Below are 24,369 nucleotides of genomic sequence, written 5' to 3'. Positions count from 1 at the left end.
GTTTGTTTGAGTGAAAAGTGTTAAATATTACGCTTTACGGCTGGCAATCATAGATACACCAGTCATTTCAGCGGGTTTTGGTAATCCCATCAAATCAAGAAGTGTTGGAGCCACGTCGGCAAGAATTCCGCTTTCGCGAAGCACAACGTTCTCGTCCGTCAAGATAAATGGAACTGGGTTAGTCGTATGTGCAGTAAATGGACGGCCATTCTCATCGAATACCATGTCAGCATTACCGTGATCAGCGATAATGATAACAACTCCGCCCTTAGCAGTTACAGCGTCTACAACCATACCAACACATTCATCGGTTACTTCAACTGCTTTCATTGTTGGCTCAAGCATACCGGAATGACCTACCATGTCCGGGTTCGCAAAGTTAAGAATGATAGCATCATGGTTATCTGCTTCAATCTCCTTCACGCAAGCTGCAGCCACTTCATAAGCACTCATCTCAGGTTGCAGGTCATACGTAGCAACCTTTGGTGAATTAATCAATATCCGCGTCTCACCCGGAAGCTCGACATCACGTCCACCACTGAAGAAGAAGGTAACGTGTGGATATTTCTCGGTCTCTGCAATCCGAAGCTGCTTTTTGCCATTTTGTACAAGGACTTCACCAAATGTGTTATCCAGGTTCTTAGGCTCGTAAGCTACATAACCATCAACTGTCTCTGCGAATAGAGTCAAGCAGACGAAATGTAAGTTTTGTGGGAATTTAGGTCCACGATCAAAGCCATGGAAGTCTTTATTAGTGAACACGTTCGACAATTGAATAGCACGGTCAGGGCGGAAGTTAAGGAATACCACCGAATCACCAGACTCAACTAAAGCAATCGGTTGATCGTGTCCGTCAACGATAACAGTCGGCATTACAAATTCGTCAAATACCGATTTCTCGTACGATTCCGTAACAGCCACAATTGGATCAGTATATCTAGGGCCTTCGCCGTATACCATCGCGCGGTACGATTTCTCGACGCGCTCCCAACGCTTGTCACGGTCCATAGCATAGTAACGACCTTGTACCGTGGCAATTTGGCCCACACCAACTTCTTCAATCTTGGCAATAAGTCGTTCGATGAATCCCTTTGCACTATCTGGAGCCACGTCGCGGCCATCCAGGAAGGCATGGATATAGACATCGTTCAGTTCTTCCTTCTTCGCCAAATCAAGCATTGCGAACAAGTGCTCAATATGACTGTGAACGCCGCCATCAGACAGCAATCCATACAAATGAAGCTTCTTGCCACTGTTCTTCGCACTACGAACGGCTTCAACGAGAGTTTTGTTCTCGTAGAACTCCCCATCGCGAATCGATTTGGAGATCCGAGTGAGATCCTGATATACGATCCGGCCAGCGCCAATGTTCAAGTGCCCAACTTCGGAGTTACCCATTTGACCTTCTGGAAGACCTACTGCTTCGCCGCAAGCGGTCAAAGTAGTGTTCGGATACTGCTTCAAGTAACGGTCATAGTTCGGCTTGTTGGCCTGTGCTACTGCATTACCTTCCACTGTATTCCGAAGTCCAAAACCGTCCATAATGATCAATGCTACAGGTTTCGGAGTTGCCATCTTACTTTGCCCCCTCAACCAACTGCGTATAGGAAACAGGTTGTAGACTAGCTCCACCAACAAGCGCACCGTCGATGTCGCTTTGTCCCATATACTCTTTCACATTCTCAGGTTTAACACTACCGCCGTATTGAATGCGAACTTTCTCAGCCACATCATTGCCATACAAATCTTTAACGAGACTACGGATATAAGCAATAACTTCATTCGCATCTTGCGAAGTAGAAGATTTACCTGTACCAATTGCCCAGATAGGTTCGTAAGCAATAACTACTTGCGCTGCTTGTTCAGCAGACAAACCTTGAAGAGCCGCTTCAGTTTGTACTTTCACGACATCCTTCGTTTGACCTGCTTCACGTTCTTCGAGCTTCTCACCCACGCATGGGATCGGAGTCAAACCGTGTTTGAATGCAGCATGAACTTTTTTGTTTACAATCTCATCCGTTTCGCCAAAGTAAGCACGACGCTCGGAATGACCAATGATAACATAGTCCACGCCTAGTTCTTTCAGCATTCCCCCGCTAATTTCTCCGGTGAATGCACCTTCATCTTCGAAGTGCAGGTTTTGAGCGCCAATTTTGATCGACGTTCCTTTTGCTGCTTCAACCAAAGCTGGAAGGTTAGTGAATGGTGCGCAAATGACTGCCTCAACGCCGTCAACTTCCGCAGCTCCCTTCACTGCTTCGAAGAAAGCTTTAGCTTCGGAAACGGTTTTGAACATCTTCCAGTTTCCTGCAATAATAGGTGTTCTCATGCGGTACACTCCTTCTAGGTTCACAATAATATTCTTACTTGTCGTTCAAAGCCTCTACGCCTGGAAGTGCCTTACCTTCCATGAATTCCAGAGAAGCTCCTCCGCCTGTGGAAATGTGATCCATTTGATCAGCCAAGTTGAATTTCTCTGCTGCTGCTGCTGAATCGCCGCCGCCGATAATCGTATAACCTTCTGTTGTAGCACAAGCTTTAGCTACTTCAAGAGTACCATTTGCGAAAATATCAATTTCGAATACGCCCATTGGTCCATTCCAAACAACCAATTTCGAATTCTTAATAATTTCTGCATACATAGCACGAGTTTTAGGTCCGATGTCTACGCCTTCCCAATCTGCAGGAATGCTATCTACATCAACTTCTCTGTGATTAGCTTGCGCGCTGAAATCATCGGCAATGACAACGTCAACAGGAAGAACGAAGTTCTTACCCAATTTTTTTGCCTTTTCGATGAATCCAAGAGCTGCATCAAGCTTGGTATCATCAAGCAATGATTGACCGATTTCAAGTCCTTGAGCTTTGTAGAACGTGTAAGCAAGACCTCCACCAATCAACACATTGTCAGCAATGTTAAGCAAGTTGTCGATAACATCGATCTTGTCCTTAACCTTTGAACCACCAATGATAGCAGTGAAAGGACGTTCAGGGGTAGACAAAGCTTTACCAAGAACAGACAATTCTTTCTCCATAAGGAGACCGGATACTGCTGGCAAGTGATGAGCAATACCTTCAGTCGAAGCATGCGCACGGTGAGCGGCGCCAAAGGCATCGTTCACGAACAAGTCAGCTAGTTCTGCGAATTGTTTAGCTAGTTCTGGATCATTTTTCTCTTCACCAGGATAGAAACGTACGTTTTCAAGCACGAGCACATCGCCGTTGTTCAAAGCTGCTACTTTCGCTTTAGCTTCTTCGCCGATTGCTTCGTCAGCTTTAGCTACAGGTTTACCGAGCAATTCGGATAAACGTTCTGCTGCTGGTGTCAAACGCATTGATTCAACAACTGCGCCTTTTGGACGTCCCATGTGGCTCGCTAGAATAACCTTTGCGCCATTTTCGATCAAATACTTGATCGTTGGAAGCGTTTCGCGAATACGGGTATCATCCGTGATTGCTCCATCTTGCATCGGTACATTGAAATCAACGCGGACAAATACGCGTTTTCCGGTTACTTCTACATCACGTACACTCTTCTTGTTCATCCCCACGTTCCTCCTAAAGTGCTATTTATGTTCTCCTAAGCGAAACTTTATCTCTATATATTGAATATTTGTGTGTGTGAATGTCGATTTAAAGCTATTAGAAGCTATTTGTACATCGTTTCAATCATGAACCAAAGAGGAGTCCTTTGGGAAGGTCGCTCCTCTTTGATGATCATGTTTGGTTTGAGAAATATTACTTAGCGATTTTTGCAAACAATTCCAAAGTACGAATCAATTGAGCTGTGTAGGACATTTCATTGTCATACCAAGCAACTGTTTTAACCAATTGTTTGTCGCCAACAGTCAATACTTTAGTTTGAGTTGCATCAAACAGGGAACCAAAAGTGATTCCTTTAATGTCTGAAGATACGATTTCATCTTCAGTGTATCCAAATGTTTCGGAATCAGAAGCGGCTTTCATAGCTGCATTGATTTCATCAACAGTTACATTCTTCTCAAGAACAGTAACCAACTCAGTCAAAGAACCTGTAGCTACAGGAACACGTTGAGCTGCACCGTCAAGTTTGCCTTTCAACTCAGGGATAACAAGACCGATTGCTTTTGCAGCACCAGTAGTGTTAGGAATGATGTTCTCAGCTGCTGCACGAGCACGTCTGAAGTCACCTTTAGCGTGTGGAGCATCCAATGTATTTTGGTCGCCAGTGTAAGCGTGAATTGTTGTCATCAAACCTTCAACGATTCCGAATTGATCTTGAAGAACTTTTGCCATTGGAGCTAGGCAGTTAGTTGTGCAAGAAGCACCGGAGATAACTGTTTCAGTACCATCAAGGATGTCATGGTTGACGTTGTAAACAACAGTCTTCATGTCACCTGTAGCTGGTGCGGAGATAACAACTTTTTTAGCGCCTGCTTTGATGTGTTTCTCAGCAGCTTCTTTAGTTGTGAAGAAACCTGTGCACTCAAGAACGATATCTACACCAAGCTCGCCCCATGGCAATTCTTCAGGATTACGGTTAGCTAGAACTTTTACATCCTTACCGTTTACTTTGAAGAAGCCGTCATGAACTTCAACATCGCCTTGGAATGTGCCTTGAGTTGTATCATATTTCAACAAATGAGCCAACATTTTAGCGTCTGTCAGGTCATTAATAGCTACTACTTCAATACCTTCCACGTTTTGAATACGACGGAAAGCTAGTCGACCAATACGTCCGAAACCGTTAATACCAACTTTAATACTCATTGAATAGTTCCTCCCAATGTTCGTTTTTTTTATTATTCAAGACAGACCGAATAGGCCGCCGTGAGTAAACGGTAGTTATCAAACTCATTACATTATTTAAATGATTCTGTGCTCTTGCTGTCTGTCTTTCTTCTCCAGTTCACATACGATTTCCAACGCCGCCGCCTCATCCGTAACAAGAATACTCTCATTCCCGAACTTCAGCACCGCATGTATGGCTTTCGCTTTACTCTTGCCACCTGCGATTCCAATGACGATGTCAGTCTTCATGATGTCTTCCAAGCGAAGTCCCAAAGTCAGCATTTTGTGAACAACGACGCCTTCTTCGTTAAAATAATAACCGAATGATTCCGCCAAAGCGCCTTCCTTCTGCAACTCTGTGACCATCGGAGGTTCCATCTTACGGCGTCGCGCCATTTCCATAGCGTCTCCCACGCCATGTACCACAATCCGTGCTTTACGAATCATAGCCACAATATCGTGGATATTGGGGTCGTGTACCAGCGACTGATAAGCTTCTTTACCTAATAAATCAGGTACATGCAACAGACTATAACCTGCGCCAAGTCTCTTAGCCATTCCAGAAGCAATCGTGTTGGCCTGAATCTCTAGACTCTCGCCGAGTCCGCCTCTTGCTGGCACGAACCAGCTTTGCTTCAGCACTACATTAGCGGGTGGGGTTAGTTGCTCTGCGACTTCTGCCATTGTAGATCCACCAGTGACCGCAACCACGTCACCATCTTGCATCACACGCAAAAGCGCTTTAGCACCAGCACGTCCAAGCTCCCGTTTCGTGAGCGGAGAAGTCTCACAGTCACCGGGAATAACCACTACTTTCCTCAGTCCATAGACCTTACGGATCTTCTCTTCCAAATTGGCCAGACCAAAGATGTCCTTCACTACTGGCTCCAGATTCTCCAGCAGTATCCTGCCCGAATCGCTGATTCTCATGCCTATATTCTCAATTTCAATCAGGCCCTGAGCCTTCAGGAGATCCGTTTCAGCACGCAACACACGTTCCGTCATGTTCAGTGAGGTTGCCAAGGTTCTACGGCCAATTACGTCGGATAACATGATCTGGTGAAGTATGGTGTACCTTTTCTTGAGAATTTCCATGAGATCAGGAAGAAGCTGCTGTTGCATTTCCAAAATGTTACGCATGCCTTCAACTCCTGCAAGCTTCGTCTTCTCTCGTTTCTCCTTGGTCTCAAAACGTCCCGGGTTAACTTTTTAAGTCCCACTAACATTCTAACCAATTTTTCTCTCTCTTGCAAGTCTGACGTCCGTATAATCTCCAAACTTCTTTCCTCTTATACGCGTGAATAATGCCGGCACCACAAAAGCGTGAATTTCGGCCCTCTGCGGAGGCCTCTTCTCGCGCTGAACTTTTCCCATAACACTTCACTTTTTCTATTTTATTACTATAATTAAGGCACTTCTTGCCTCTATTCGTCTCAAAATTAAAGGTTAAAAATTTTCACGTCTTGCTGGTTTAATTCTACACTTTCTTGCGTCCCCCATCATATAAACATAAATTCAACAATTGAACCATCACTCTGCTCCTAGTCTACTCTGGCAGTTTTGATAGATCTTGCTTGCAATTTTCAATTCAATATCATATAATCATTTTTGCTACTCTAAATGTGCGCCCGTGGTCCAATGGATATGACGCAGGCCTCCGAAGCCTGAGATCGAGGTCCGATTCCTCGCGGGCGCGCCATTATATTTAATAAAACAACCCCGCTGAGGGGATTTTTTTTACAAGTAGTTTGACTATCTTTGACTTTCTGTTTTAATTTGTTTATTATGAGGATAATATCAATCGATTCCGTCTAATATGAGATTGATGTGACTAATTCAATACTTGATGGAGAGTGCTACAGGAGATATTCCGTATTGTAACCGGGCCTGCGATGCTTCATCCAAATTTAAGGAGGTTTTAATCGGTGAGTTATATTCCAATGGTCGTCGAACAAAGTAATCGCGGGGAGCGCGCCTACGACATTTATTCTAGACTGCTTAAAGACCGAATCATATTCCTCGGCTCCCAGGTCAATGACGTCGTCGCTAACTCCATTATCGCTCAGATGTTATTTCTGGATGCAGAAGATCCGGGCAAAGATATTAGTCTCTACATCAACAGTCCAGGTGGATCTATCACATCCGGGATGGCTATCTTTGATACGATGCAGTTCATTAAGTCCGATGTATCCACGATCTGCGTGGGACTCGCCGCTTCCATGGGAGCTTTCTTATTGAATGCAGGAGCACCAGGCAAACGTTATGCGCTACCAAATAGTGAAATTATGATTCACCAGCCACTAGGTGGAGCCGAAGGTCAAGCGTCGGATATCGAAATTCGTGCACGTCGCATCCTTAAGATGCGCGATAAGTTGAATCATATCTTAGCTGAGCGTACAGGACAGCCGCTGGAACGTATCGAGAAGGATACAGATCGCGACTACTTCATGAGTGCTGCTGAAGCGACGGAATACGGACTGGTAGACAAAGTTATCGAGAAGATCACTCCGCCACAAGGCGCATAAGAAACATAATCTAAGGCTGTCTCCCAAACAGGGTCATTACTCTGTTTGAGAGACAGCCTTTTGTTGAATCATAGGGTTTTTAGCGTTATATTATAATATTAAAATACATTTCTACATAAGATGGACTAAACAAAATATCAGTTCAGCTTATCCATAAGGAGCCCTCATACTATGAATGGAAAGAAAAGAAAACCATTATATGACGTCAGCCGAACATTATCTGATGTAGCTACAGGGAAAAGCAAAGCTGATCTCGTTATCAAGAACGGAACGTTAGTCAATGTTTATACAGGTGAGCTACTGAGCCAAATGGACGTAGCGATAGCACAAGGAAGAATTGCTTACGTCGGAGATGCTTCTCACACTATAGGTGATAACACTACCGTCATTGACGCTTCTGGACGCTTCATTAGCCCAGGTCTATTGGACGGACATATGCATGTTGAGAGTACGATGTTAACCGTGACCGAATTCGCCAAAGCAGCGTTAGCCAAGGGTACGACGGGAATATTCATGGACCCACATGAGATCGCTAACGTATTCGGAACAGAGGGTGTCAAATGGATGCACGAAGAAGGACAGGGTCTGCCACTTAAGGTATACACAACATACCCTTCCTGTGTCCCCGCAACGGACGACTTGGAAGATGCAGGTGCCACGCTAGAAGTATCCGATATCGCCGAAGGAATGACATGGGATGGCGTTGAAGGTCTTGGCGAAGTGATGAACTTCCCCGGGGTAGTCTTTGGTGATCCCAAGATGGCTGGAGAAATCGAAGCTACCCTGCGTGCAGGCAAAACCGTAACAGGACACTTCCCAGCTGAAGATGAGCCCATGCTACAAGCTTATATCGCCTCTGGTGCAAGTTCTTGCCACGAAACAGTAACCAAAGAACAAGGCCTACTCAAACTCCGCTTAGGAATGCACCTCATGGTACGCGAGGGATCAGCTTGGAGGGACGTCAAAGAGGTAATTAAAGTCGTGACCGAGGATCATGTACGCACTGATAATATCCTGCTTGTTACAGATGATACCTACCCTCAAACGCTGGTAGAGAAAGGTCATCTCAATCATGTTGTGCGCCGAACAATCGAGGAAGGCGTTGACCCTGTAACTGCTATTCAAATGGGAAGTATCAATACCGCGCGTTATTTCAAGTTAGACGGCGATATTGGCGGCATAGCCCCTGGTAAATGCGCTGATATCTTGTTGATCGACGATCTTCACCGTATGGAGCCATCAACCGTCATCGCAGATGGTACTGTTGTATATGATAGCGGAGAACTCAAAGTCGAATTTCCAGTCTATGACTACCCCGCTAAAGCAAAAAGTTCTGTCCATTTGGCGCGGCCGTTAGAATCGCAAGACTTTCTGCTCACAAGCGTTAGTAGCCTTGACGAGACTACTGTCCAAGTTATTGATGTTATCGAGAACAGTGCTCGCACAGCCAAAACAACCGCTAAGTTACAAGTGTCCAATGGAATCATTCAACCCGACCTTGAGGGTGATGTGATCCAACTTGCCTGTATCGAACGCCATCAAGGAACAGGAGACATCTCGCTAGCCTTCGCTAGAGGCTTCAAGCTTAAGCGGGGAGCCGTTGCCTCCACCGTAGCCCACGATAGTCACAACTTGCTCGTGATGGGTACAAATCCTGATGATATGGCCGTTGCAGCCAATGAATTGGCGAAGCAAGGTGGCGGTATGATCGTCGTCCTTGATGGCGAAGTTCTAGCAGCGGTACCTATGGCTATCGCAGGTCTCATGTCTGATCAACCGCTAGAAACCGTCGTTCAGCAGGTTAGTGAACTCGAAGCGGCTTGGAAAACACTTGGTTGTCCTTTGAATGCACCGTTTATGACCTTCTCGCTGGTTGCTCTTCCGGTCATTCCAGAGATTCGTATATCCAATCGCGGACTCGTTGATGTAACACAGTTCAAACTGATTCCTGTCGAAATTACGGAATAGCGGAATCAAGACAAGAAATTGCCCCATCCATAACAACAAGCCCGGGTTGGTTACCCCGGGCTTGTTTATTTCTATATGATAGTCTGGTCTTATCTAAGATTCAAACATTGTTACCCCTTTAGTCCAGTAGTAGAAATACCCTCAACGAAGTACTTCTGTGCAAAGAAGAACAACAATATGCAAGGTAGTACGCTGACTACAGACATCGCAAGCACCTGGTTCCACGATACTGCCGACGATGCATCGAGCGACAGCCGAAGCCCCAGTGATACGGTAAACTTCTTAACGCTACTGATGTAAATTATAGAGTTAAAAAAGTCATTCCAGGTCCACATGAACTGAAATATCCCCACGGAGAAGAGGGCTGGTTTACACAAGGGGAGCAACACCCGAGTCAACACTGAAAATGAATTACAGCCATCGATGGTTGCAGCTTCATCCAAGTCTACAGGCAGTCCCCGAATAAACTGAATCATCATATAAACGAAGAAGGCGCCAGTTGCAAATGCTGCTGGTATAATAAACGGCAAATACGTATCCAACCAGTTCATTTTGTTAAATAAAATATACCGCGGGATCATGATTGATGCGTTGGGTAACATTAATGTAGCGATCATGATAGAGAACAGAATCGTTTTAAATGGAAAATTGAATCTCGCAAAGCCGTATGCCACTATAACGCTCGAAATAATTGTAAATACAACAGTAGGTATGACCAATTTCAATGTATTAATAAAAAAGTCCTGAAAGCCATACTGTCCTGTCCCTTGCCAACCAAGAACATAAGAATCCCATACATAGGTGCTTGGAAGTAACTTACTCGACCCGAAAATATCTGCATTAGTCTTAAACGATGAAGTAAACAACCAGATGAGCGGGTAGACCATCACAAGGCCGAGAATAATCAGAAAAGCATATCTAAGTAGTGAGTCAGTCTTGCTGTTTGATTCTCTCATGATTTATTATCTCCCGTCCTCATAGTATACCCAGCTATTGGATGTTTTGAAGATGATGGCGGTTACCACCATGATGATGAGGAACAGAATCCATGACAAGGCAGAGGCGTAACCCATTTTGAAGAACGTAAAGGCTTCTTCATATAGCTTCAAAGCGTATAAATAGGTTGATTTCATTGGCCCACCATTTGTAATGACGAACGCCCCGGTAAACTCTTGAAAAGCATTGACCATCTGCATGACCAGATTAAACAATACAATAGGTGTAAGTAACGGCACCGTGATCTTAAAGAACATACGAAATTTAGATGCTCCGTCAATGGAACCAGCTTCGTACAAATCATTAGGAATCTGTTGAATGCCCGCTAAGAACAACACCATAGATGAACCAAATTGCCACACCGTCAGTAGGCCTAACGTATACAGAGCCACATCTGGGCTACCAAGCCAATCAACAGGCCCTATGTTAAGATAGCCCAGCATATTATTGATAACCCCTTCCTTCATAAAGAGGAAGCGCCATAATACAGAAATAGCTACACTTCCTCCAAGAATGGAGGGAAGATAATAGACCGTTCTGAAGAAATTGATTCCCTTCAGTTTCGCACTGAGCAGTACAGCTATGAACAGGGCAAAGGCAAGCTTTACCGGAACCACGAGAAGAACATAAATTCCCGTCACCTTTAGCGACTGGTAGAAGTCAGGATCAGCCGTGAAAATTCTCTTATAATTATCCCAACCTATAAATTTTGCCGAGCTCACCATGTTATAATCCGTAAATGAGTAATACAGTGATGACAGAAACGGATAGAACTGAAAGATTAGCAAACCTATAATCCATGGTGCAATGTATAGCAGTCCGATGTACTGATAGTTTTTCTTAGCTTTTATTTTTTTCTTCATGCTTTTCTGCGTCTTGCCTACTAACGAATGAGATACAGACATAGCGGACTCTCTCCCTTCCTATCACAAGAATCTATTTTTATTTTCTGTCTTTAATTTCTTTAAGCTTGGAAGTTAAGCTGGCTATAAGCTCATCCGCAGCTTCCTCAGGTGTCGATTTCCCATAGCTTACCTTCTGAATGATGTCTTCCAGTACCTTTTGTACTTCAGAATTGTTGGCTACACTATTATCCACGATTCCTGCATGACTGAGACCAAGCTCTACCGCGTTCGTAATCGCAGCATCAATTTTCCCAGCTGCTACAGCCGCCTCTTGTGAAGATTTAACCGGTGGAACGGACCGAACATCACCCAGAATAGCGGCAGCCTCTTTATCATTCATGAACCAACTTAAGAACTTGGAGGCCTCTTCCTGATGCTTGCTTTTATTGCTGATTGCAAAAAGTTGTGAAGGTCTTATCAGCACCCCCGTGTCCTTGGCATCCTTAGCAATGACGGGAAGACTCGTAACTATCTCAACACCATCAGGTAAAACGTTCTTAAGTGAGAGCAACGTACTACTCATCGATGGTGCCATTGGAATTTCCTGATTGATCCACTTCGGATTTTGATCGATCTTACCGAAGAAGAGATCACTTTCACCAATAGGCTGGTAAACCCCTGCTTCCATGGCTTTATGAAGCCACTCAAAGCTTGCTACGGCATCTTCCTTGCTAAATCCAACTGTATAATCTTCATTAACCCATTGTGCACCTGTGCGTTGCTTCAACATGGTTACGATATCCTGGCGTAAAGCTGCGTGGTCCGCGAGCAAAAGATATTTAGAGCTATCTTCCTCATGTAACTTCTTTCCTGCCTCATAAATAGAATCCCAATCCCACTCTACGTCGGTTTGAATTCCCAATTTATCTGCAAGGGTTTTATTTATAATCATGCAATAAGAATTTACCCCAGTAGGTACTGCAACAAGCTGGTCATTGTACACACCGAAATTATTCAGGAAATCCTGATCAAAGCCTGCAGCGTCGAATTCCGAACTGTTGCCTAGATCAAGAAAGAAATCTCCTTTACTTGTTAATTCCTGCAGCCAAGGCAGATCAAGCTGCATTATATCTGCTGAGGTACCACCCGCCAATTGAGTCTTAATTTTCTGTTCGTAGCCATCAAAGCCCTGATACTCCGCTTCAATCGTTACGTTTGGCGCAATCTGCTTATAAGCTTCAATAGCAGCTATGGTGGCAGCATGACGATCCTCTCCACCCCACCAACTAAATCGCAAGGTTATTTTCTCATCTGAACTAACTGTTCCACCGGTCGTGTTATTTTTTCCAGTAGCTTCTTTATTTCCCGTGGAGCAGGCACTAAAAAGTGTAAGAATCAATACAGTCACAAAGAATAATGCCCCTATTTTTCTTCTTTTCATCGTTCATTCTCCTTTGACTACATTTAATGTAAGCGCTTTTAATTATAAGCCCCAATTCCACCGTTTTTAAGGGAGCTAATCTTAGAAAAAGGTATCAAAAAACACGCTTATTCAAGAAAAGGTATCCTATTGTTGTGAAATGAATCATTATTACAGTTGTTCAAGTTATCTGCGAAATAGCTTACTATAGTATTAATTCAATCTGGTATACTCAACATTGTAAGCCTTTACATTACATCAGAGGTGAAATCATGTACAACCTGTTAATTGTTGATGATGAAGTTGAAACGAGAGAAGCCCTCTCCAGTTATTTCCCTTGGGATGAAGTCGGGTTTGATATTATCGGTCAAGTTAGTAATGGACAAGAAGCTCTCCAATTTATCGCTGGAGATGAACGCGTCGATGTTGTTCTTACAGATATAAAGATGCCTGTCATGTCAGGTATTGAACTTGCAGAGAATCTATACAAAAGCAAGCGGAATATCAAAATCGTATTTCTTAGCGGTTACCGTGATTTTGAATATGCTCAGAAAGCACTTCATTACAAAGTTACTAACTATGTGCTTAAGCCCGCCAAATACCACGTTCTTATGGATGTGTTTATCAAGGTTAAAGAAGATATCGAGACTGAGAATACGGTTAACGAGGGACCTCCAAAGCTGGAGATAGATAGGCTTAAAGGGGATGAAAGTCTCATTATCAATAAAATTAAGACTTATGTAAATGAAAATTACAGCGAAGCTTCACTTGAAGAAGTAGCCAAACAGGTTCATATGAATGCCAACTACCTTAGTTTCTTTTTCAAACAAAAAACGGGACAGAACTTCTCAGATTACCTTCTAAAAGTCAAGATGGAGATGGCAGTCCACCTGCTTCAAAATGTCAGCTATAAAACCTATGAAATTAGTGAAATGATCGGTTATAGCAATGCCAAAAATTTCACACGCACATTCAAGGGCTATTATGGGAAGACACCTAGCGAATATAGAAATGGACAAGTCGCTCCATGAGAGAGAAGTACTTTATCAAACAATTAGCCACCTTTCTTATTCCACTACTTATTCCAATCATTATACTTGGTTCTCTCTCTACCATTACGACACAGCATGACATCAAAGCTGATATTAACCAAAACAGCAGTTTCCTGCTACTCCAATCTCAAACACAACTTGAAATGATTTTAAATGAACTAGATACCCTGTATCTAGCCCTTTATGATAATGCGGATATATTTAACGAGCTGTCTATTATACTTAAAAGTCCATATTATACCTATGAGAGTTCGACCTCGAACAGGATCATTTCCAGCTTTTTGAATGCCTTTACAAGCTCAAAACCCTATATTCAATCATTTTATCTCTATGTCGACAACCCGCATAACCGATTTTTATCTTCCGTCGACGGACTGGTAACTTTGGATCATTTTTACGATACGGCATGGTATGACCAGTTTATGAACTATACTGATTCCGCAAAAAAATGGACATCCCGAAGGGATATCCGCTTTTATGAGTTTGAGACAACTCCTACACCTATCGTTACTTTCTATAATGTACTGGTCCCGCAAAAAACAGCAATTATTCTTAATATTCGGCCAAAATACATCGAGAATATTTTAGACGATATTACAACTTATCAAGGTCAGCATTTGTTTGTGTTGGATGAAGAAGACAACATCATCTTCTCCAACCAACATAAAGAGCTCTTTGAGGATAAAGATATTCAGTGGATCGCTGATCACCCTTCAGGATCGTTTGATATGACTACATCACAGGGGAAAGTCAATATCACCAAGGTTGAATCCGAACGTTATAAATGGAAATATGTCTCTGTCATTCCTCATTCCGAGTTGTATAAGACACCTTCTCGTATCCTTTACCTTACGCTTGTATTTGTAGGTATATCCGTAGTGTGTGGATTTTTCCTCACTTATTATTTAGTACGACGAAATTATAAACAGCTAAAGATGATTCGGACGCTCATCAAGTCAGCTGATGACACCCATGTCCTACCAAAGCCACCCGTAAAGGTAAGGGATGAATATACTTATATTATCCAAAATATGATCACCCATTTTATCGAGCATCGGTATATCCGAACACAACTTTTGGAGAAAAAGTATAGATTGCAGGTAATGGAACTATTAGCCCTACAATCCCAGATCAACCCACATTTTCTGTATAATACCTTGCATTCGGTATATTGGGAATCTGTAGCATTGACCGGGAAGCCTAATAAAGTCAGTGAGATGATTGAGAACTTATCCGACTTATTGTCCTACTCCTTCAGCAACCCTACTAAAACCGTAACCTGGAGCGAAGAAATAGCCAATTCCATCAGTTATATCAATATTCAAAAAAAGCGATATAAAGATAAGTTTGACGTGATCTTTGAATACGAGGAGGAAATAACTAAGCTATATACGATGAAACTACTCTTGCAGCCACTTCTGGAAAACAGTCTCTACCACGGAATTAAGGAGAAAGAAGGCCTCGGACTCATCAAAGTCAAGCTAACCCTAAAGGAAGAGCAGCTTTCTATCGTGGTCATTGATAACGGAATTGGGATCGACCCCCTAAGACTAAGTCAAATTCAACAGCGGCTGGAGTCTGATGAGGAACGAACGAAACATGTTGGCTTGTTTAATACCAACAAGAGATTGAAGTTAACTTATAACAATAAATATAATTTCCGCATCCGAAGCAAGCTCGGCTTGGGTACTATGGTTGAAATTGTAATTCCAATACGGCAAGAGCGTTATGAATGATCATAACGCTCAAATTTTACGGTCCTTACACCTTCATCAGGTCGTTATCATTCAGGTCTATTCTGCTTTCGATATTGCAGCGGTGAACGCTTCGTAATCTGTTTAAATACCCTTCCAAAGTGAGCAATGCTATCAAAACCTGTCTGCTCAGCAATTTTCGTAACCTTCCAATTAGTATCCCGCAATAAGGCCTGCGCTTCTCTAATTCGCACATAGTTAATATACTCTATAACCGTAAACCCTGTTGTCTTCTTGAAAATACGGCATAGATACGTTGCACTGATAAAAAAATTCTCCGCGATCCCCTCAAGTGTCAGCTTCTCCGCAAAATAAGTATTCAAGTATTCAATGATGCCATATACCCTTCGTTGCGTTTCATTGTCTTCAGGGAGCACAGGTTCGGGCTTCTCCTCACGTATTCGTCCGAGAATAATCAGAAGTTGAAGAAGCAAGGCCTGCAAATAGGGGGTACTCCAGAGTGAGTCCTCTTGTTGCTCTCGCAGCATCATGTAGAGTAGGTCAACAATCCTTCCTTGCTCATGAACACTAGGCCGAAGCAAAAAACTCTCTCCCTGAAACAAGGGCAACCGATTGACCACCATCTCCACCACGGACTGAATAAATAGATCATCAAAATTGATCAATATCCTTTCATGATTGGAAGTCCCTTTACTAGTTGTACGGTGCAGTTGATTCTTATTAATAAATAGCAAATCACCCACCTGAAGTGCGTAAATACGATTGTTAATGTAATAGTAGCGTTCACCAGCCAGCAAATAATAGATTTCATAAGTTTCATGAAAGTGGTCAGAGTCCATATTAAACTGCCCTGTCCGCTTGATTTGCTCTATTTCAAAAAATGGCACTGCACTCATTAGTCATACCTCATTCTTTGAAAGGATAAAATAGGCATAGTTTTTAGTGAAACGACTAGAAAAAGCTTAGATTTTCACATTTCATATACTATAAGATAGATTCAAATCAAAGTAAATGGAGTGATCACCTTGTCCAAAAAGAAATATGTCATCGTAGGTACCGGAGGTCGAGCCGAATTTTTCTATAGTGAATTAATTACAACTTATAAAGAAACTTCAGAGTTAGTAGCGATATGCGATGTCAATCAGACGAGAATGAATTATGCCAATCAACTTTTAGTGGACAAATACAACTATCATGCTATCGCTACCTATAAAGCTGAGGATTTTGATCGTATGATAGAGGAGCATAAACCTGATTTTGTACTTGTATGTACGATTGATCGTACTCACCATAAATATATCATTCTAGCCATGGAACTAGGCTGTGACGTCATTTCAGAAAAACCTATGACCACAGATGAAGAGAAATGCAAGGAGATATTTGATGCGATCGAACGAACTGGCCAAAATCTTCGTGTAACGTTCAATTACCGCTATGCTCCTCATAATACCAAGATTAGAGAAATTATTATGGATGGAACGATTGGCGAAATTCTCTCAGTGAATTTTGAATGGCTGCTGAATACTGAACATGGAGCTGACTACTTCCGTAGATGGCATCGCGATAAGCGTAATAGCGGGGGATTACTTGTACACAAGTCAACGCATCATTTTGACCTAATGAACTTCTGGTTGGATTCTAAACCGGATACGGTTTTTGCGATGGGCGACCTGAGGTATTACGGTAAGGAAAACGCCGAGAAACGTGGTGTCACTGATTTTTATCAACGTGCATATGGCAGTGAATTTGCCCAGAACGATCCTTTTGCCTTACACCTTGATCAGAATGAGCATTTAAAGAGTATGTATCTAGATGCCGAGCATGAAGATGGGTACCAGCGCGATCAAAGCGTGTTCGGAGATAATATCAGTATTGAAGATACGATGAGCGTAATGGTCAAGTATAAGAACAAAGCAGTAATGAACTATTCACTAAACGCTTATATGCCTTGGGAAGGTTTTATTATTGTTTTCAATGGCACTGAAGGACGTATGGAAGTACGTGTTACAGAGAAGTCCTATGTGAATTCCGGGGGCAAAAAAGAGAATGAAGGCGCGTTGGAAGGAATGAGTATTGTTATTTACCCTCATTTCAAAGAACCATATTCTGTGGAGTTTGAACAAGGGGCTGGTGGCCATGGCGGCGGCGATCCAGTTATGCTTCGTGACATTTTTGAAAAGAAGCAGGAGGATCGTTTCAATCGTGCCGCTTCCCATATAGATGGTGCGCTCTCCATTATGACTGGCATTGCGGCTAACCGCTCCATCCGTACAGGACAACCTGTGAAGATAGACGACCTCTGGCAAAATTAAGAGCCCGTACTGTTGGACATCAAGATCCTAAATTCATACCAAGCCTGGGGTAGCTTCAACTACTTCAGGCTTGTTTTTTAAATAGTTGCGGTTGAGCACCCTATTTCCACAGAACACGCAATACGAATATTCTCAGCCGGACGTTCTCGATGATTGGCCCGCCACAACAGTTGTTCAAAAGCTCTAGCACCAATATCGCTGCCATTCACCCTTACTGAAGTCAAGTGATTCTCCGATTCGGAATCTTCTCCATCGCTCAGCAGATCGAAGCCAGTAACGGATACATCTACTGGTACTCGAATTCCTTGGGACGACACCCATTTGATAACCTGTCTAGCAACTAGATCGTTCGCACATACCAACGCGCTAGGAAGCTTCGGCATTGTACTAAGCGCATCTCCCACTTCCCGGATATCAAAATAATGGCTTGGAACATCCGCGATCGCACAGCACGACTTCTCCAGAGGCAATGCAGCATGAATTAAAGCTCTGGTAAATCCGAACCAACGTTCATTAAAGGACAAGCAGTTTTGGATATTACCGATAAATCCAATGGATGTATGACCTAGTGAGATTAGATGACTTGTAAGTTCGAATACACTTTGTTCACTCTCCATCATAACCGTATCACAAATCATATCCTTCGTTTGAAAGTCCGCATGACAATCGATCAACACGGTAGGGAGACCCCATTCCTTCAAGGCATGAATATAATCCTTTGAGGTCAGCCCCGCTGCAATGACCCCATCGATCTCTCTGTTACTTAATGAATGCGGAATCTTCAACTCTTTACAGTCCTGAGGCGAAATAAAGTGTAGCACCATCGTACAGTCATAATGTCTTGCGGTTTCTTCTACTCCTCTAAGTACATCCACCCAGTATCCTTGCTGCGACATCCCTATACCCGAAGGAATAAGTAGAGCAATGGTTCGCAGCGCTCCAAGTGAGCCGTCTGATGTACCTGATCCAACTGCAGAATTTCTTCCACTGTTACCGGGGGCAGGAGTTATTTCTCGGCCATAATGTTTATAGCCTATCTCAGCTGCCATATTTAACACCCGTTCGCGCGTTGAATCCGGTACCCCTTCATTTCCATTCAAAGCTTTTGAGACCGTCGTCCGCGACAAACCAAGTCGATTCGCAATATCAAGTGAGGTCATTTTCCTCTTCACTGATTTACAACCCCTTATGAATAGTGTTCAATTTGTTAACTAAAAGTATGTTTTTATATAAAAATAGCATTTAAATCTTACTTTATCTACACCAACTTTACATTATGAACAAAATAAACACAAATATAGTTTACGTTAATTTTGGACCATTGTATAATGAGGTCACTTCAAACGAAAACGGAAGGATGAAATGAACCTATGAAACTAATCCTGAATAACTGGAAATTTAAAGCTTGCGACGATACAGAGTGGCTCCCGGCAACTGTACCGGGCTGCGTTCATACTGATTTGCTGGACAATGGAATTATTGCTGATCCCTTCAATGGAACAAATGAACAAAATGTACAGTGGATCGACAAGAAAGATTGGGAATATGTAGCTTTATTTGATGCGGATGAAGCTTTGTTGAATCATCGACATGTGGAGCTTATATTTGAAGGTCTCGATACCTATGCAGATGTAACTTTAAACGGTAAGGCAGTGCTGTCTGCTGATAATATGTTTCGTACTTGGAGTGTAGATGTACATAACTTATTGCACCCCCGTAACAATCAGCTTCATATCACTTTCCGGTCACCGATTGCAGAGGACTTACCTAAGCTTGAGGCTCTAGGGTACGCTTTACCAGCACCAAACGACCAGTCGGAAGGTGGAGGGTTAGCCGATAAAAAGGTCAGCATATTTGCACGTAAAGCCCCTTACCATTACGGCTGGGATTGGGGTCCACGATTTGTCACGAGTGGTATTTGGCGCGAAACCCGTTTAGAAGCTTGGTCTGAAGTGAAGATCACCGATCTGTACATGGAGCAAAAAGAGGTCACTCCTCAGCTTGCGAAATTGACTGCTGTCATCGAAGTGGAGAGCGCTCAGGCCTACTCAGGTTTAATTAAACTGTCTACCAAAAGCTTAGAATGGGAGCTAAATGTGGATCTCACCCCGGGAACCAACCACATCAATCACGAATTCGAAATAACTAACCCTGACCTATGGTGGTCACGTGGGTTAGGAGAGCCACATCTGTACGAATTCAAAGTGGAATTTAATCACGCGGGCAATTCATTAGCAGAACGGACTGTACGAACCGGTCTGAGAACCATCAACCTCATTCGGAAGAAGGATGAGAAGGGTAGTTCTTTTTACTTCGAGTTGAATGGTATTCCTGTCTTTGCTAAAGGTGCTAACCACATTCCAAATGATAGCTTTGCTTCGCGGGTGACCAAAGAAAGATACGAGCACGAAATCGCCAGTGCGGCTATAAGCAACATGAATATGCTTCGCGTATGGGGCGGTGGCATCTATGAGCAAGATGTATTCTATGAATTGTGCGATGAATACGGAATACTCGTGTGGCAAGATTTCATGTTCGCCTGCAGCATGTATCCTGGAGACGAAGCTTTTCTTCACAACGTTCAGATCGAAGCGGAAGAGAATATCAAGCGACTTCGGAACCATCCTTCCATTGCCTTATGGTGCGGTAACAATGAGATGGACTCCGCTTGGGCACATTTTGACGAGCATGCCGGATGGGGCTGGAAGCAAAGTTATAACGAGCAGCAGCGGGAGCAAATTTGGTCTGATTATGAAGCCATTTTCCATCAGTTGCTTCCCGAAGCCGTAGGCAAGTTACATCACAATGTAGCCTACTGGCCTTCCTCACCGCTGCAAGCTTTAACAGAGAATAAAGATCAGCATTCACATGCATTATCTAGCACGGGCGATATTCATTATTGGGGAGTATGGCATGCAGCGGAGCTGTTTGAGAATTACAATGCTAAAGTTGGACGATTCATGAGTGAGTACGGGTTCCAGTCCTTCCCGGAAGAGAAATCCGTATACACCTATGCTGAGCCTTCTGATATGGAGCTGGAATCTGCTGTCATGCTGTGCCACCAACGCAATAATGATGGTAACCGACTAATCAAACAGTATATGGATATGTATTTACCGGAGCCGAAGGATTTCTCCTCCTTCCTCTACATGAGCCAAATCCTTCAGGCAGAAGCCATGAAGACAGCGATCGAAGCCCACCGCCGAAACAAGCCTTATTGCATGGGCTCTCTATACTGGCAAATCAATGATTGCTGGCCGGTAGCTTCTTGGGCGAGTATGGATTACTTCGGCCGCTGGAAAGCTGCCCAATATTATATTAAGAATAGTATGCGTGACATCATGGTCTCCATTGATGGCAGTAGCACCGAGAATTTAGATATTCATGTTGTGTCCGATGTTCTGACCCCATTGGATGGTAAGCTTGTAATAGAATCATTTGATTTGGGTGGTCAATTGCTCAAGACGTTGGAGCAGCAAATAAGTGTGGAACCAAACTCCGCGACGCTAGTTAAGTCTGTAAACAAAGCCGAGTGGATAGGAACCAGCGACAATCAGGAAGTCGTGCTTCGGGCAACCTTGGAGCAGGGCGATCAAGTACTGGATCGCAAAATGTACTTTTTCACAGCGACTCAGGAGAGTAAGCTTCCGGTTGCAAAGATTACATGCAGAACATATGATGAGGCTGCAGGCATCTACACGCTAGAAAGTGATGTTCTAGCCAGAGGAGTATGGTTGTCCACTCAAACTGAAGGCCTCTTTAGCGACAACTTCTTTGACCTAATTCCAGGCCAACCTGTCACTGTACAATTCCAGGCAAGGGGCAAGGAAGGTAAGCCATTCTCTCCTTCAGCAGCGGAAAATCTGACCGTGCGTTCTATGGCAGATTTCATCAAATAAGTTAGATAAGATATGTCCCCATTAAACACAGAAGCTGCCTCCATGTAGAAATTCTACTTAGAGGCAGCTTCTATATTTTTTATCATCGAATAAGTCTCCTAAATGGAAATGATCTGCAGACAATTTTGTATTTCTTTGATCGCTTCTGTCCCGCTCCATTCTTTGCGATATCCTAGGCAGGCGCAGATCATCTCTGTCTCTTGCTCGGTATATCTTTTCCGATAATGGACATGTCCCATAATGCCATAGCGCACCTGATATTTGTGATACAATGTCGCATACTCATTACTTCCCAGGAAGGCGTTAAAATACTGCCACTGCGGGTGATCAATAGGTGCCTTGAAATGCGGATGAGTTAACATATGCGTCACCATAATAATCTTCTTGTTACGGTATTTCTCCAATTCATTCTCCAGATGTTGATAGAAATAGCGGTGGATTTCACGGTTACCCATGCCCCATTTGACATAAATACTATCCTGCCATGTCCGATCCATCGCATGCATCTTCTCGAAATCTTCAAAGCTGTATTTCGGCTCACCCATCGTATAATCGTACCAGCCTGAATTTCCGATTACGACCCAATCGTTGCCCAGCTCAAACGGTTTTTCATTTAGACATCCTTCAAAGGACTGAAACTGTCTGTAAATTTCCCATGTATCCGTCACTCCGTTATCTTTACTCCAATAATCATGATTTCCAGGAACGAACAGCACGGGAATACCCGACACTGCCTGAAGCATATTTAGAACAGCAATACTCCGACTTACATCATTGGAAATATCTCCAGCTATAATAAGATAATCAAGCCTACTTGAACGAACTACTTGCAGCAATATCTCTTCAATCAGTAAATCTTCAGGCTGCTCATTAAGGTCAACATGTAGATCTGATATAACTCCTATTTTCATCGGCTACTTCCGCCTCCTCTTATAAATGACAGCTAACATGATGACTAGAATCATGCGGTTGTAATATTGGCGCCTCCTGCTTACACTTCTCCATTGCAAATGGGCATCTCGGGTGAAATGTACAACCCTTCGGCGGATGAATTGGATTAGGAACATCCCCTTTTAGCAGGACCCGTTCCTTCCTTTCACCTTTCACATTGGGTATAGCTGAAAATAACGCCCGAGTGTATGGATGAAGTGGTTCAGCACCTGACTCGACATCGAATATTTCTACTATTTTTCCCAGGTACATAACGCCTACCCGATCGCTCATATATTGAACGACATTGAGATCATGCGAAATAAAAAGATAGGTTAATCCGCGTTTTTGCTGTAATTCTTTCAGTAGATTCAAAATTTGTGACTGAACCGATACATCCAATGCAGACACCGCTTCATCGATGACGATAAACCTAGGGTTTAAGACCAAGGCGGAGGCAATCCCTACCCTTTGCCTTTGTCCACCACTTAATTCATGAGGGTAGCGTTTGAGATAACTTGGATCCAATCCAACCTGCTCTAACACTTCTGCCACCATTTTTTGCCGCGTTGTCTTGTCGCCAATTTTATGAATAATTAAGGGCTCTTCTAAGAGCCAGCCGATTTGTTTTTTCGGATTTAATGAGGAATAAGGATCCTGGAATACAATTTGCAGTTCCTGACGCAGTGATTTCATCGCTTTTTTCGGAATATCCGTAATATTCCGTTCACCAAAGTAGATGTTCCCCTTCGTGTGCTGCAACAGATGGACCAGCATTTGTCCTGTTGTTGATTTGCCACAGCCACTTTCACCAACTAAGCCAAAGGTCTCCCCTTGACCAATCTCAAAAGAAATGTCGTCCACAGCTCTAACATATTGTTTCTCTTCCAGCAGTCCTTGTCTTGATACCTCGTAATGTTTCGATAAGGACTTTACCCGGACCAAAGGTTCAGTCATATAACTTCACCTACTTCTGAATACAGATGGCAGCGAACACGATGAGTATCCGACACGGGTGCAAGATCAGGAACACTTCGTTCACATGTAGGGGAAGCACTTGAACAACGTCCCACAAATGGACACCCCGTTGACCGCTCGGTAATCGCCGGCACGCGTCCGGATATGGTATACAAGGGCTGACCTCTCTTCTCTATATCAGGGATCGACTGTAGCAATCCGAGGGTATAGGGATGTTTGGGCGCTTCTAATAATTCCGCCACAGGGGCGTCCTCTACGATATATCCGGCATACATCACAATCACTCGATCACATACTTCACGGATGACTCCTAGATCATGGGATATAAATATAATTGCTGTACCTGTCTCTTGGTTCATTTGCCGAAGCAGATCAAGAATCTGTGCCTGAATAGTCACATCCAGCGCTGTTGTTGGCTCGTCGGCAATCAACAGCTGCGGCTCGCAAATGAGCGCCATGGCAATCATGACTCTTTGTCTCATTCCACCGGATAGTTGATGAGGATATTCATGATATAGCTGCTCCACTCTAGAAAGACCCACTTTGGTCATCATTTCGAGGGCCCGCTGCTTGGCCTCCTTTTTCGAGATAGCCGAATGAATCAGAACGGTCTCCTCAATCTGTCTGCCTATGGGTACTAACGGATTCAAGGCTGTCATGGGGTCCTGAAAGATCATCGATATTTGTTTCCCTCTGATCTTGCACCAGGCCTCCGCCGTCAAGTTAGTCACATCCGAGTCACCTAACACAATCTTGCCCTTTGAAATTTTAGCCGCACCAGGTAATAGCCCCATCACTGATAATGAAGTGAGACTTTTTCCACAACCGGATTCACCGACAATACCCAACACTTCTTTTTCCCGAACCTCGAATGAGATGCCCTGCAGAGCAGGATAGTCTTTCTTCCCAACGGAAAATGCCACTTCTATATCCTGCATTGCCAATAGAGCTGGCTCCAC

19 protein-coding genes and 1 tRNA gene are annotated in these 24,369 nt (G+C 43.4%); 7 read left to right on the top strand and 13 right to left on the bottom strand.

Annotated elements, in window-relative coordinates; all coding sequences use genetic code 11:
* Positions 1 to 27 precede the first annotated feature (27 nt).
* The 5 genes from gpmI to EJP82_RS16770 all read right to left on the bottom strand — a co-directional run bounded on the left by gpmI (position 28) and on the right by EJP82_RS16770 (position 5,910).
* Entirely contained in the window at positions 28 to 1,575 is a 1,548-nt protein-coding gene (gpmI, locus tag EJP82_RS16790; RefSeq protein WP_127193232.1) for a 2,3-bisphosphoglycerate-independent phosphoglycerate mutase, read from the bottom strand.
* A 1-nt stretch (position 1,576) separates the two neighbouring features.
* The gene (gene tpiA / locus EJP82_RS16785) at positions 1,577 to 2,329 is read right to left on the bottom strand and encodes a triose-phosphate isomerase (protein WP_127193231.1); all 753 of its coding nucleotides are present in this window, start codon (positions 2,327 to 2,329) and stop codon (positions 1,577 to 1,579) included.
* Positions 2,330 to 2,363: 34 nt separating this feature from the next.
* Positions 2,364 to 3,545, bottom strand: a complete 1,182-nt coding sequence (locus EJP82_RS16780) for a phosphoglycerate kinase (RefSeq protein WP_127193230.1) — start codon at positions 3,543 to 3,545, stop codon at positions 2,364 to 2,366.
* Between the two features lie 193 nt (positions 3,546 to 3,738).
* Positions 3,739 to 4,749 (bottom strand): type I glyceraldehyde-3-phosphate dehydrogenase, encoded by a 1,011-nt coding sequence (gene gap / locus EJP82_RS16775; RefSeq protein ID WP_127193229.1) that lies wholly within the window; start codon positions 4,747 to 4,749, stop codon positions 3,739 to 3,741.
* Positions 4,750 to 4,845: 96 nt separating this feature from the next.
* On the bottom strand, positions 4,846 to 5,910 hold the full coding sequence (locus EJP82_RS16770; RefSeq protein ID WP_127193228.1) for a sugar-binding transcriptional regulator: 1,065 nt from the start codon (positions 5,908 to 5,910) through the stop codon (positions 4,846 to 4,848).
* A 484-nt stretch (positions 5,911 to 6,394) separates the two neighbouring features.
* Here EJP82_RS16770 and EJP82_RS16765 point away from each other — a divergent pair.
* From EJP82_RS16765 to ade, 3 genes are all read left to right on the top strand, one after another.
* Positions 6,395 to 6,469: transfer RNA gene (locus EJP82_RS16765), tRNA-Arg, on the top strand.
* A 226-nt stretch (positions 6,470 to 6,695) separates the two neighbouring features.
* Positions 6,696 to 7,295: an ATP-dependent Clp endopeptidase proteolytic subunit ClpP gene (gene clpP, locus EJP82_RS16760; RefSeq protein ID WP_127193227.1), complete on the top strand. Its 600-nt coding sequence runs from the start codon at positions 6,696 to 6,698 to the stop codon at positions 7,293 to 7,295.
* A 171-nt stretch (positions 7,296 to 7,466) separates the two neighbouring features.
* On the top strand, positions 7,467 to 9,263 hold the full coding sequence (gene ade / locus EJP82_RS16755) for an adenine deaminase (protein WP_127193226.1): 1,797 nt from the start codon (positions 7,467 to 7,469) through the stop codon (positions 9,261 to 9,263).
* A gap of 110 nt (positions 9,264 to 9,373) precedes the next feature.
* Here the strand turns inward: ade and EJP82_RS16750 are convergent, their stop codons facing one another.
* From EJP82_RS16750 to EJP82_RS16740, 3 genes are read right to left on the bottom strand one after another with little or no spacing between them, the layout of a single operon-like run.
* Entirely contained in the window at positions 9,374 to 10,219 is an 846-nt protein-coding gene (locus tag EJP82_RS16750; protein WP_127193225.1) for a carbohydrate ABC transporter permease, read from the bottom strand.
* Between the two features lie 6 nt (positions 10,220 to 10,225).
* Positions 10,226 to 11,164: a carbohydrate ABC transporter permease gene (locus EJP82_RS16745; RefSeq protein WP_127193224.1), complete on the bottom strand. Its 939-nt coding sequence runs from the start codon at positions 11,162 to 11,164 to the stop codon at positions 10,226 to 10,228.
* Positions 11,165 to 11,201: 37 nt separating this feature from the next.
* Entirely contained in the window at positions 11,202 to 12,545 is a 1,344-nt protein-coding gene (locus EJP82_RS16740; protein ID WP_127193223.1) for an ABC transporter substrate-binding protein, read from the bottom strand.
* A gap of 251 nt (positions 12,546 to 12,796) precedes the next feature.
* Between EJP82_RS16740 and EJP82_RS16735 the strand changes: the two genes are divergently transcribed.
* On the top strand, positions 12,797 to 13,555 hold the full coding sequence (locus EJP82_RS16735) for a response regulator transcription factor (RefSeq protein ID WP_127193222.1): 759 nt from the start codon (positions 12,797 to 12,799) through the stop codon (positions 13,553 to 13,555).
* Positions 13,552 to 15,312: a sensor histidine kinase gene (locus tag EJP82_RS16730; protein ID WP_127193221.1), complete on the top strand. Its 1,761-nt coding sequence runs from the start codon at positions 13,552 to 13,554 to the stop codon at positions 15,310 to 15,312. Before EJP82_RS16735 ends, EJP82_RS16730 begins: the two co-directional genes overlap by 4 nt.
* 47 nt (positions 15,313 to 15,359) lie before the next feature.
* Here the strand turns inward: EJP82_RS16730 and EJP82_RS16725 are convergent, their stop codons facing one another.
* Positions 15,360 to 16,187 (bottom strand): helix-turn-helix transcriptional regulator, encoded by an 828-nt coding sequence (locus EJP82_RS16725; protein WP_127193220.1) that lies wholly within the window; start codon positions 16,185 to 16,187, stop codon positions 15,360 to 15,362.
* A 129-nt stretch (positions 16,188 to 16,316) separates the two neighbouring features.
* Between EJP82_RS16725 and EJP82_RS16720 the strand changes: the two genes are divergently transcribed.
* Positions 16,317 to 17,603 (top strand): Gfo/Idh/MocA family protein, encoded by a 1,287-nt coding sequence (locus EJP82_RS16720; RefSeq protein WP_127193219.1) that lies wholly within the window; start codon positions 16,317 to 16,319, stop codon positions 17,601 to 17,603.
* A 77-nt stretch (positions 17,604 to 17,680) separates the two neighbouring features.
* Here the strand turns inward: EJP82_RS16720 and EJP82_RS16715 are convergent, their stop codons facing one another.
* Positions 17,681 to 18,775: a LacI family DNA-binding transcriptional regulator gene (locus EJP82_RS16715; RefSeq protein WP_127193218.1), complete on the bottom strand. Its 1,095-nt coding sequence runs from the start codon at positions 18,773 to 18,775 to the stop codon at positions 17,681 to 17,683.
* 198 nt (positions 18,776 to 18,973) lie between these two features.
* Here EJP82_RS16715 and EJP82_RS16710 point away from each other — a divergent pair, with 198 nt between their 5' ends.
* Positions 18,974 to 21,502: a beta-mannosidase gene (locus tag EJP82_RS16710; protein WP_127193217.1), complete on the top strand. Its 2,529-nt coding sequence runs from the start codon at positions 18,974 to 18,976 to the stop codon at positions 21,500 to 21,502.
* A gap of 98 nt (positions 21,503 to 21,600) precedes the next feature.
* Here EJP82_RS16710 and EJP82_RS16705 read toward each other — a convergent pair whose 3' ends face one another.
* From EJP82_RS16705 to EJP82_RS16695, 3 genes are read right to left on the bottom strand one after another with little or no spacing between them, the layout of a single operon-like run.
* Positions 21,601 to 22,413 (bottom strand): metallophosphoesterase, encoded by an 813-nt coding sequence (locus tag EJP82_RS16705; protein WP_127193216.1) that lies wholly within the window; start codon positions 22,411 to 22,413, stop codon positions 21,601 to 21,603.
* A gap of 19 nt (positions 22,414 to 22,432) precedes the next feature.
* Positions 22,433 to 23,389: an ABC transporter ATP-binding protein gene (locus EJP82_RS16700; protein WP_127193215.1), complete on the bottom strand. Its 957-nt coding sequence runs from the start codon at positions 23,387 to 23,389 to the stop codon at positions 22,433 to 22,435.
* Positions 23,386 to 24,369 carry an ABC transporter ATP-binding protein gene (locus tag EJP82_RS16695; RefSeq protein WP_127193214.1) on the bottom strand — a complete coding sequence of 328 codons (984 nt, stop codon included), beginning with the start codon at positions 24,367 to 24,369 and terminating at the stop codon, positions 23,386 to 23,388. The genes EJP82_RS16700 and EJP82_RS16695 overlap by 4 nt, the downstream gene beginning before the upstream one ends.

The sequence above is a fragment of the Paenibacillus anaericanus genome (genome assembly GCF_003994475.1).
Classification (GTDB): Bacteria; Bacillota; Bacilli; order Paenibacillales; family Paenibacillaceae; genus Fontibacillus; species Fontibacillus anaericanus.
The sequence above is the reverse complement of the archived record's forward strand: the minus strand, read 5'-3'. Positions and strand labels throughout refer to the sequence as shown.

What these genes read in the sequence shown, in the direction of transcription:
- gpmI (WP_127193232.1), bottom strand. Translation starts at nt 1,575, where the DNA reads ATGGCAACTCCGAAACCTGTAGCATTGATCATTATGGACGGTTTTGGA.
- tpiA (WP_127193231.1), bottom strand. Translation starts at nt 2,329, where the DNA reads ATGAGAACACCTATTATTGCAGGAAACTGGAAGATGTTCAAAACCGTT.
- EJP82_RS16780 (WP_127193230.1), bottom strand. Translation starts at nt 3,545, where the DNA reads ATGAACAAGAAGAGTGTACGTGATGTAGAAGTAACCGGAAAACGCGTA.
- gap (WP_127193229.1), bottom strand. Translation starts at nt 4,749, where the DNA reads ATGAGTATTAAAGTTGGTATTAACGGTTTCGGACGTATTGGTCGACTA.
- EJP82_RS16770 (WP_127193228.1), bottom strand. Translation starts at nt 5,910, where the DNA reads ATGCGTAACATTTTGGAAATGCAACAGCAGCTTCTTCCTGATCTCATG.
- ade (WP_127193226.1), top strand. Translation starts at nt 7,467, where the DNA reads ATGAATGGAAAGAAAAGAAAACCATTATATGACGTCAGCCGAACATTA.
- EJP82_RS16750 (WP_127193225.1), bottom strand. Translation starts at nt 10,219, where the DNA reads ATGAGAGAATCAAACAGCAAGACTGACTCACTACTTAGATATGCTTTT.
- EJP82_RS16745 (WP_127193224.1), bottom strand. Translation starts at nt 11,164, where the DNA reads ATGTCTGTATCTCATTCGTTAGTAGGCAAGACGCAGAAAAGCATGAAG.
- EJP82_RS16740 (WP_127193223.1), bottom strand. Translation starts at nt 12,545, where the DNA reads ATGAAAAGAAGAAAAATAGGGGCATTATTCTTTGTGACTGTATTGATT.
- EJP82_RS16735 (WP_127193222.1), top strand. Translation starts at nt 12,797, where the DNA reads ATGTACAACCTGTTAATTGTTGATGATGAAGTTGAAACGAGAGAAGCC.
- EJP82_RS16730 (WP_127193221.1), top strand. Translation starts at nt 13,552, where the DNA reads ATGAGAGAGAAGTACTTTATCAAACAATTAGCCACCTTTCTTATTCCA.
- EJP82_RS16725 (WP_127193220.1), bottom strand. Translation starts at nt 16,187, where the DNA reads ATGAGTGCAGTGCCATTTTTTGAAATAGAGCAAATCAAGCGGACAGGG.
- EJP82_RS16710 (WP_127193217.1), top strand. Translation starts at nt 18,974, where the DNA reads ATGAAACTAATCCTGAATAACTGGAAATTTAAAGCTTGCGACGATACA.
- EJP82_RS16705 (WP_127193216.1), bottom strand. Translation starts at nt 22,413, where the DNA reads ATGAAAATAGGAGTTATATCAGATCTACATGTTGACCTTAATGAGCAG.
- EJP82_RS16700 (WP_127193215.1), bottom strand. Translation starts at nt 23,389, where the DNA reads ATGACTGAACCTTTGGTCCGGGTAAAGTCCTTATCGAAACATTACGAG.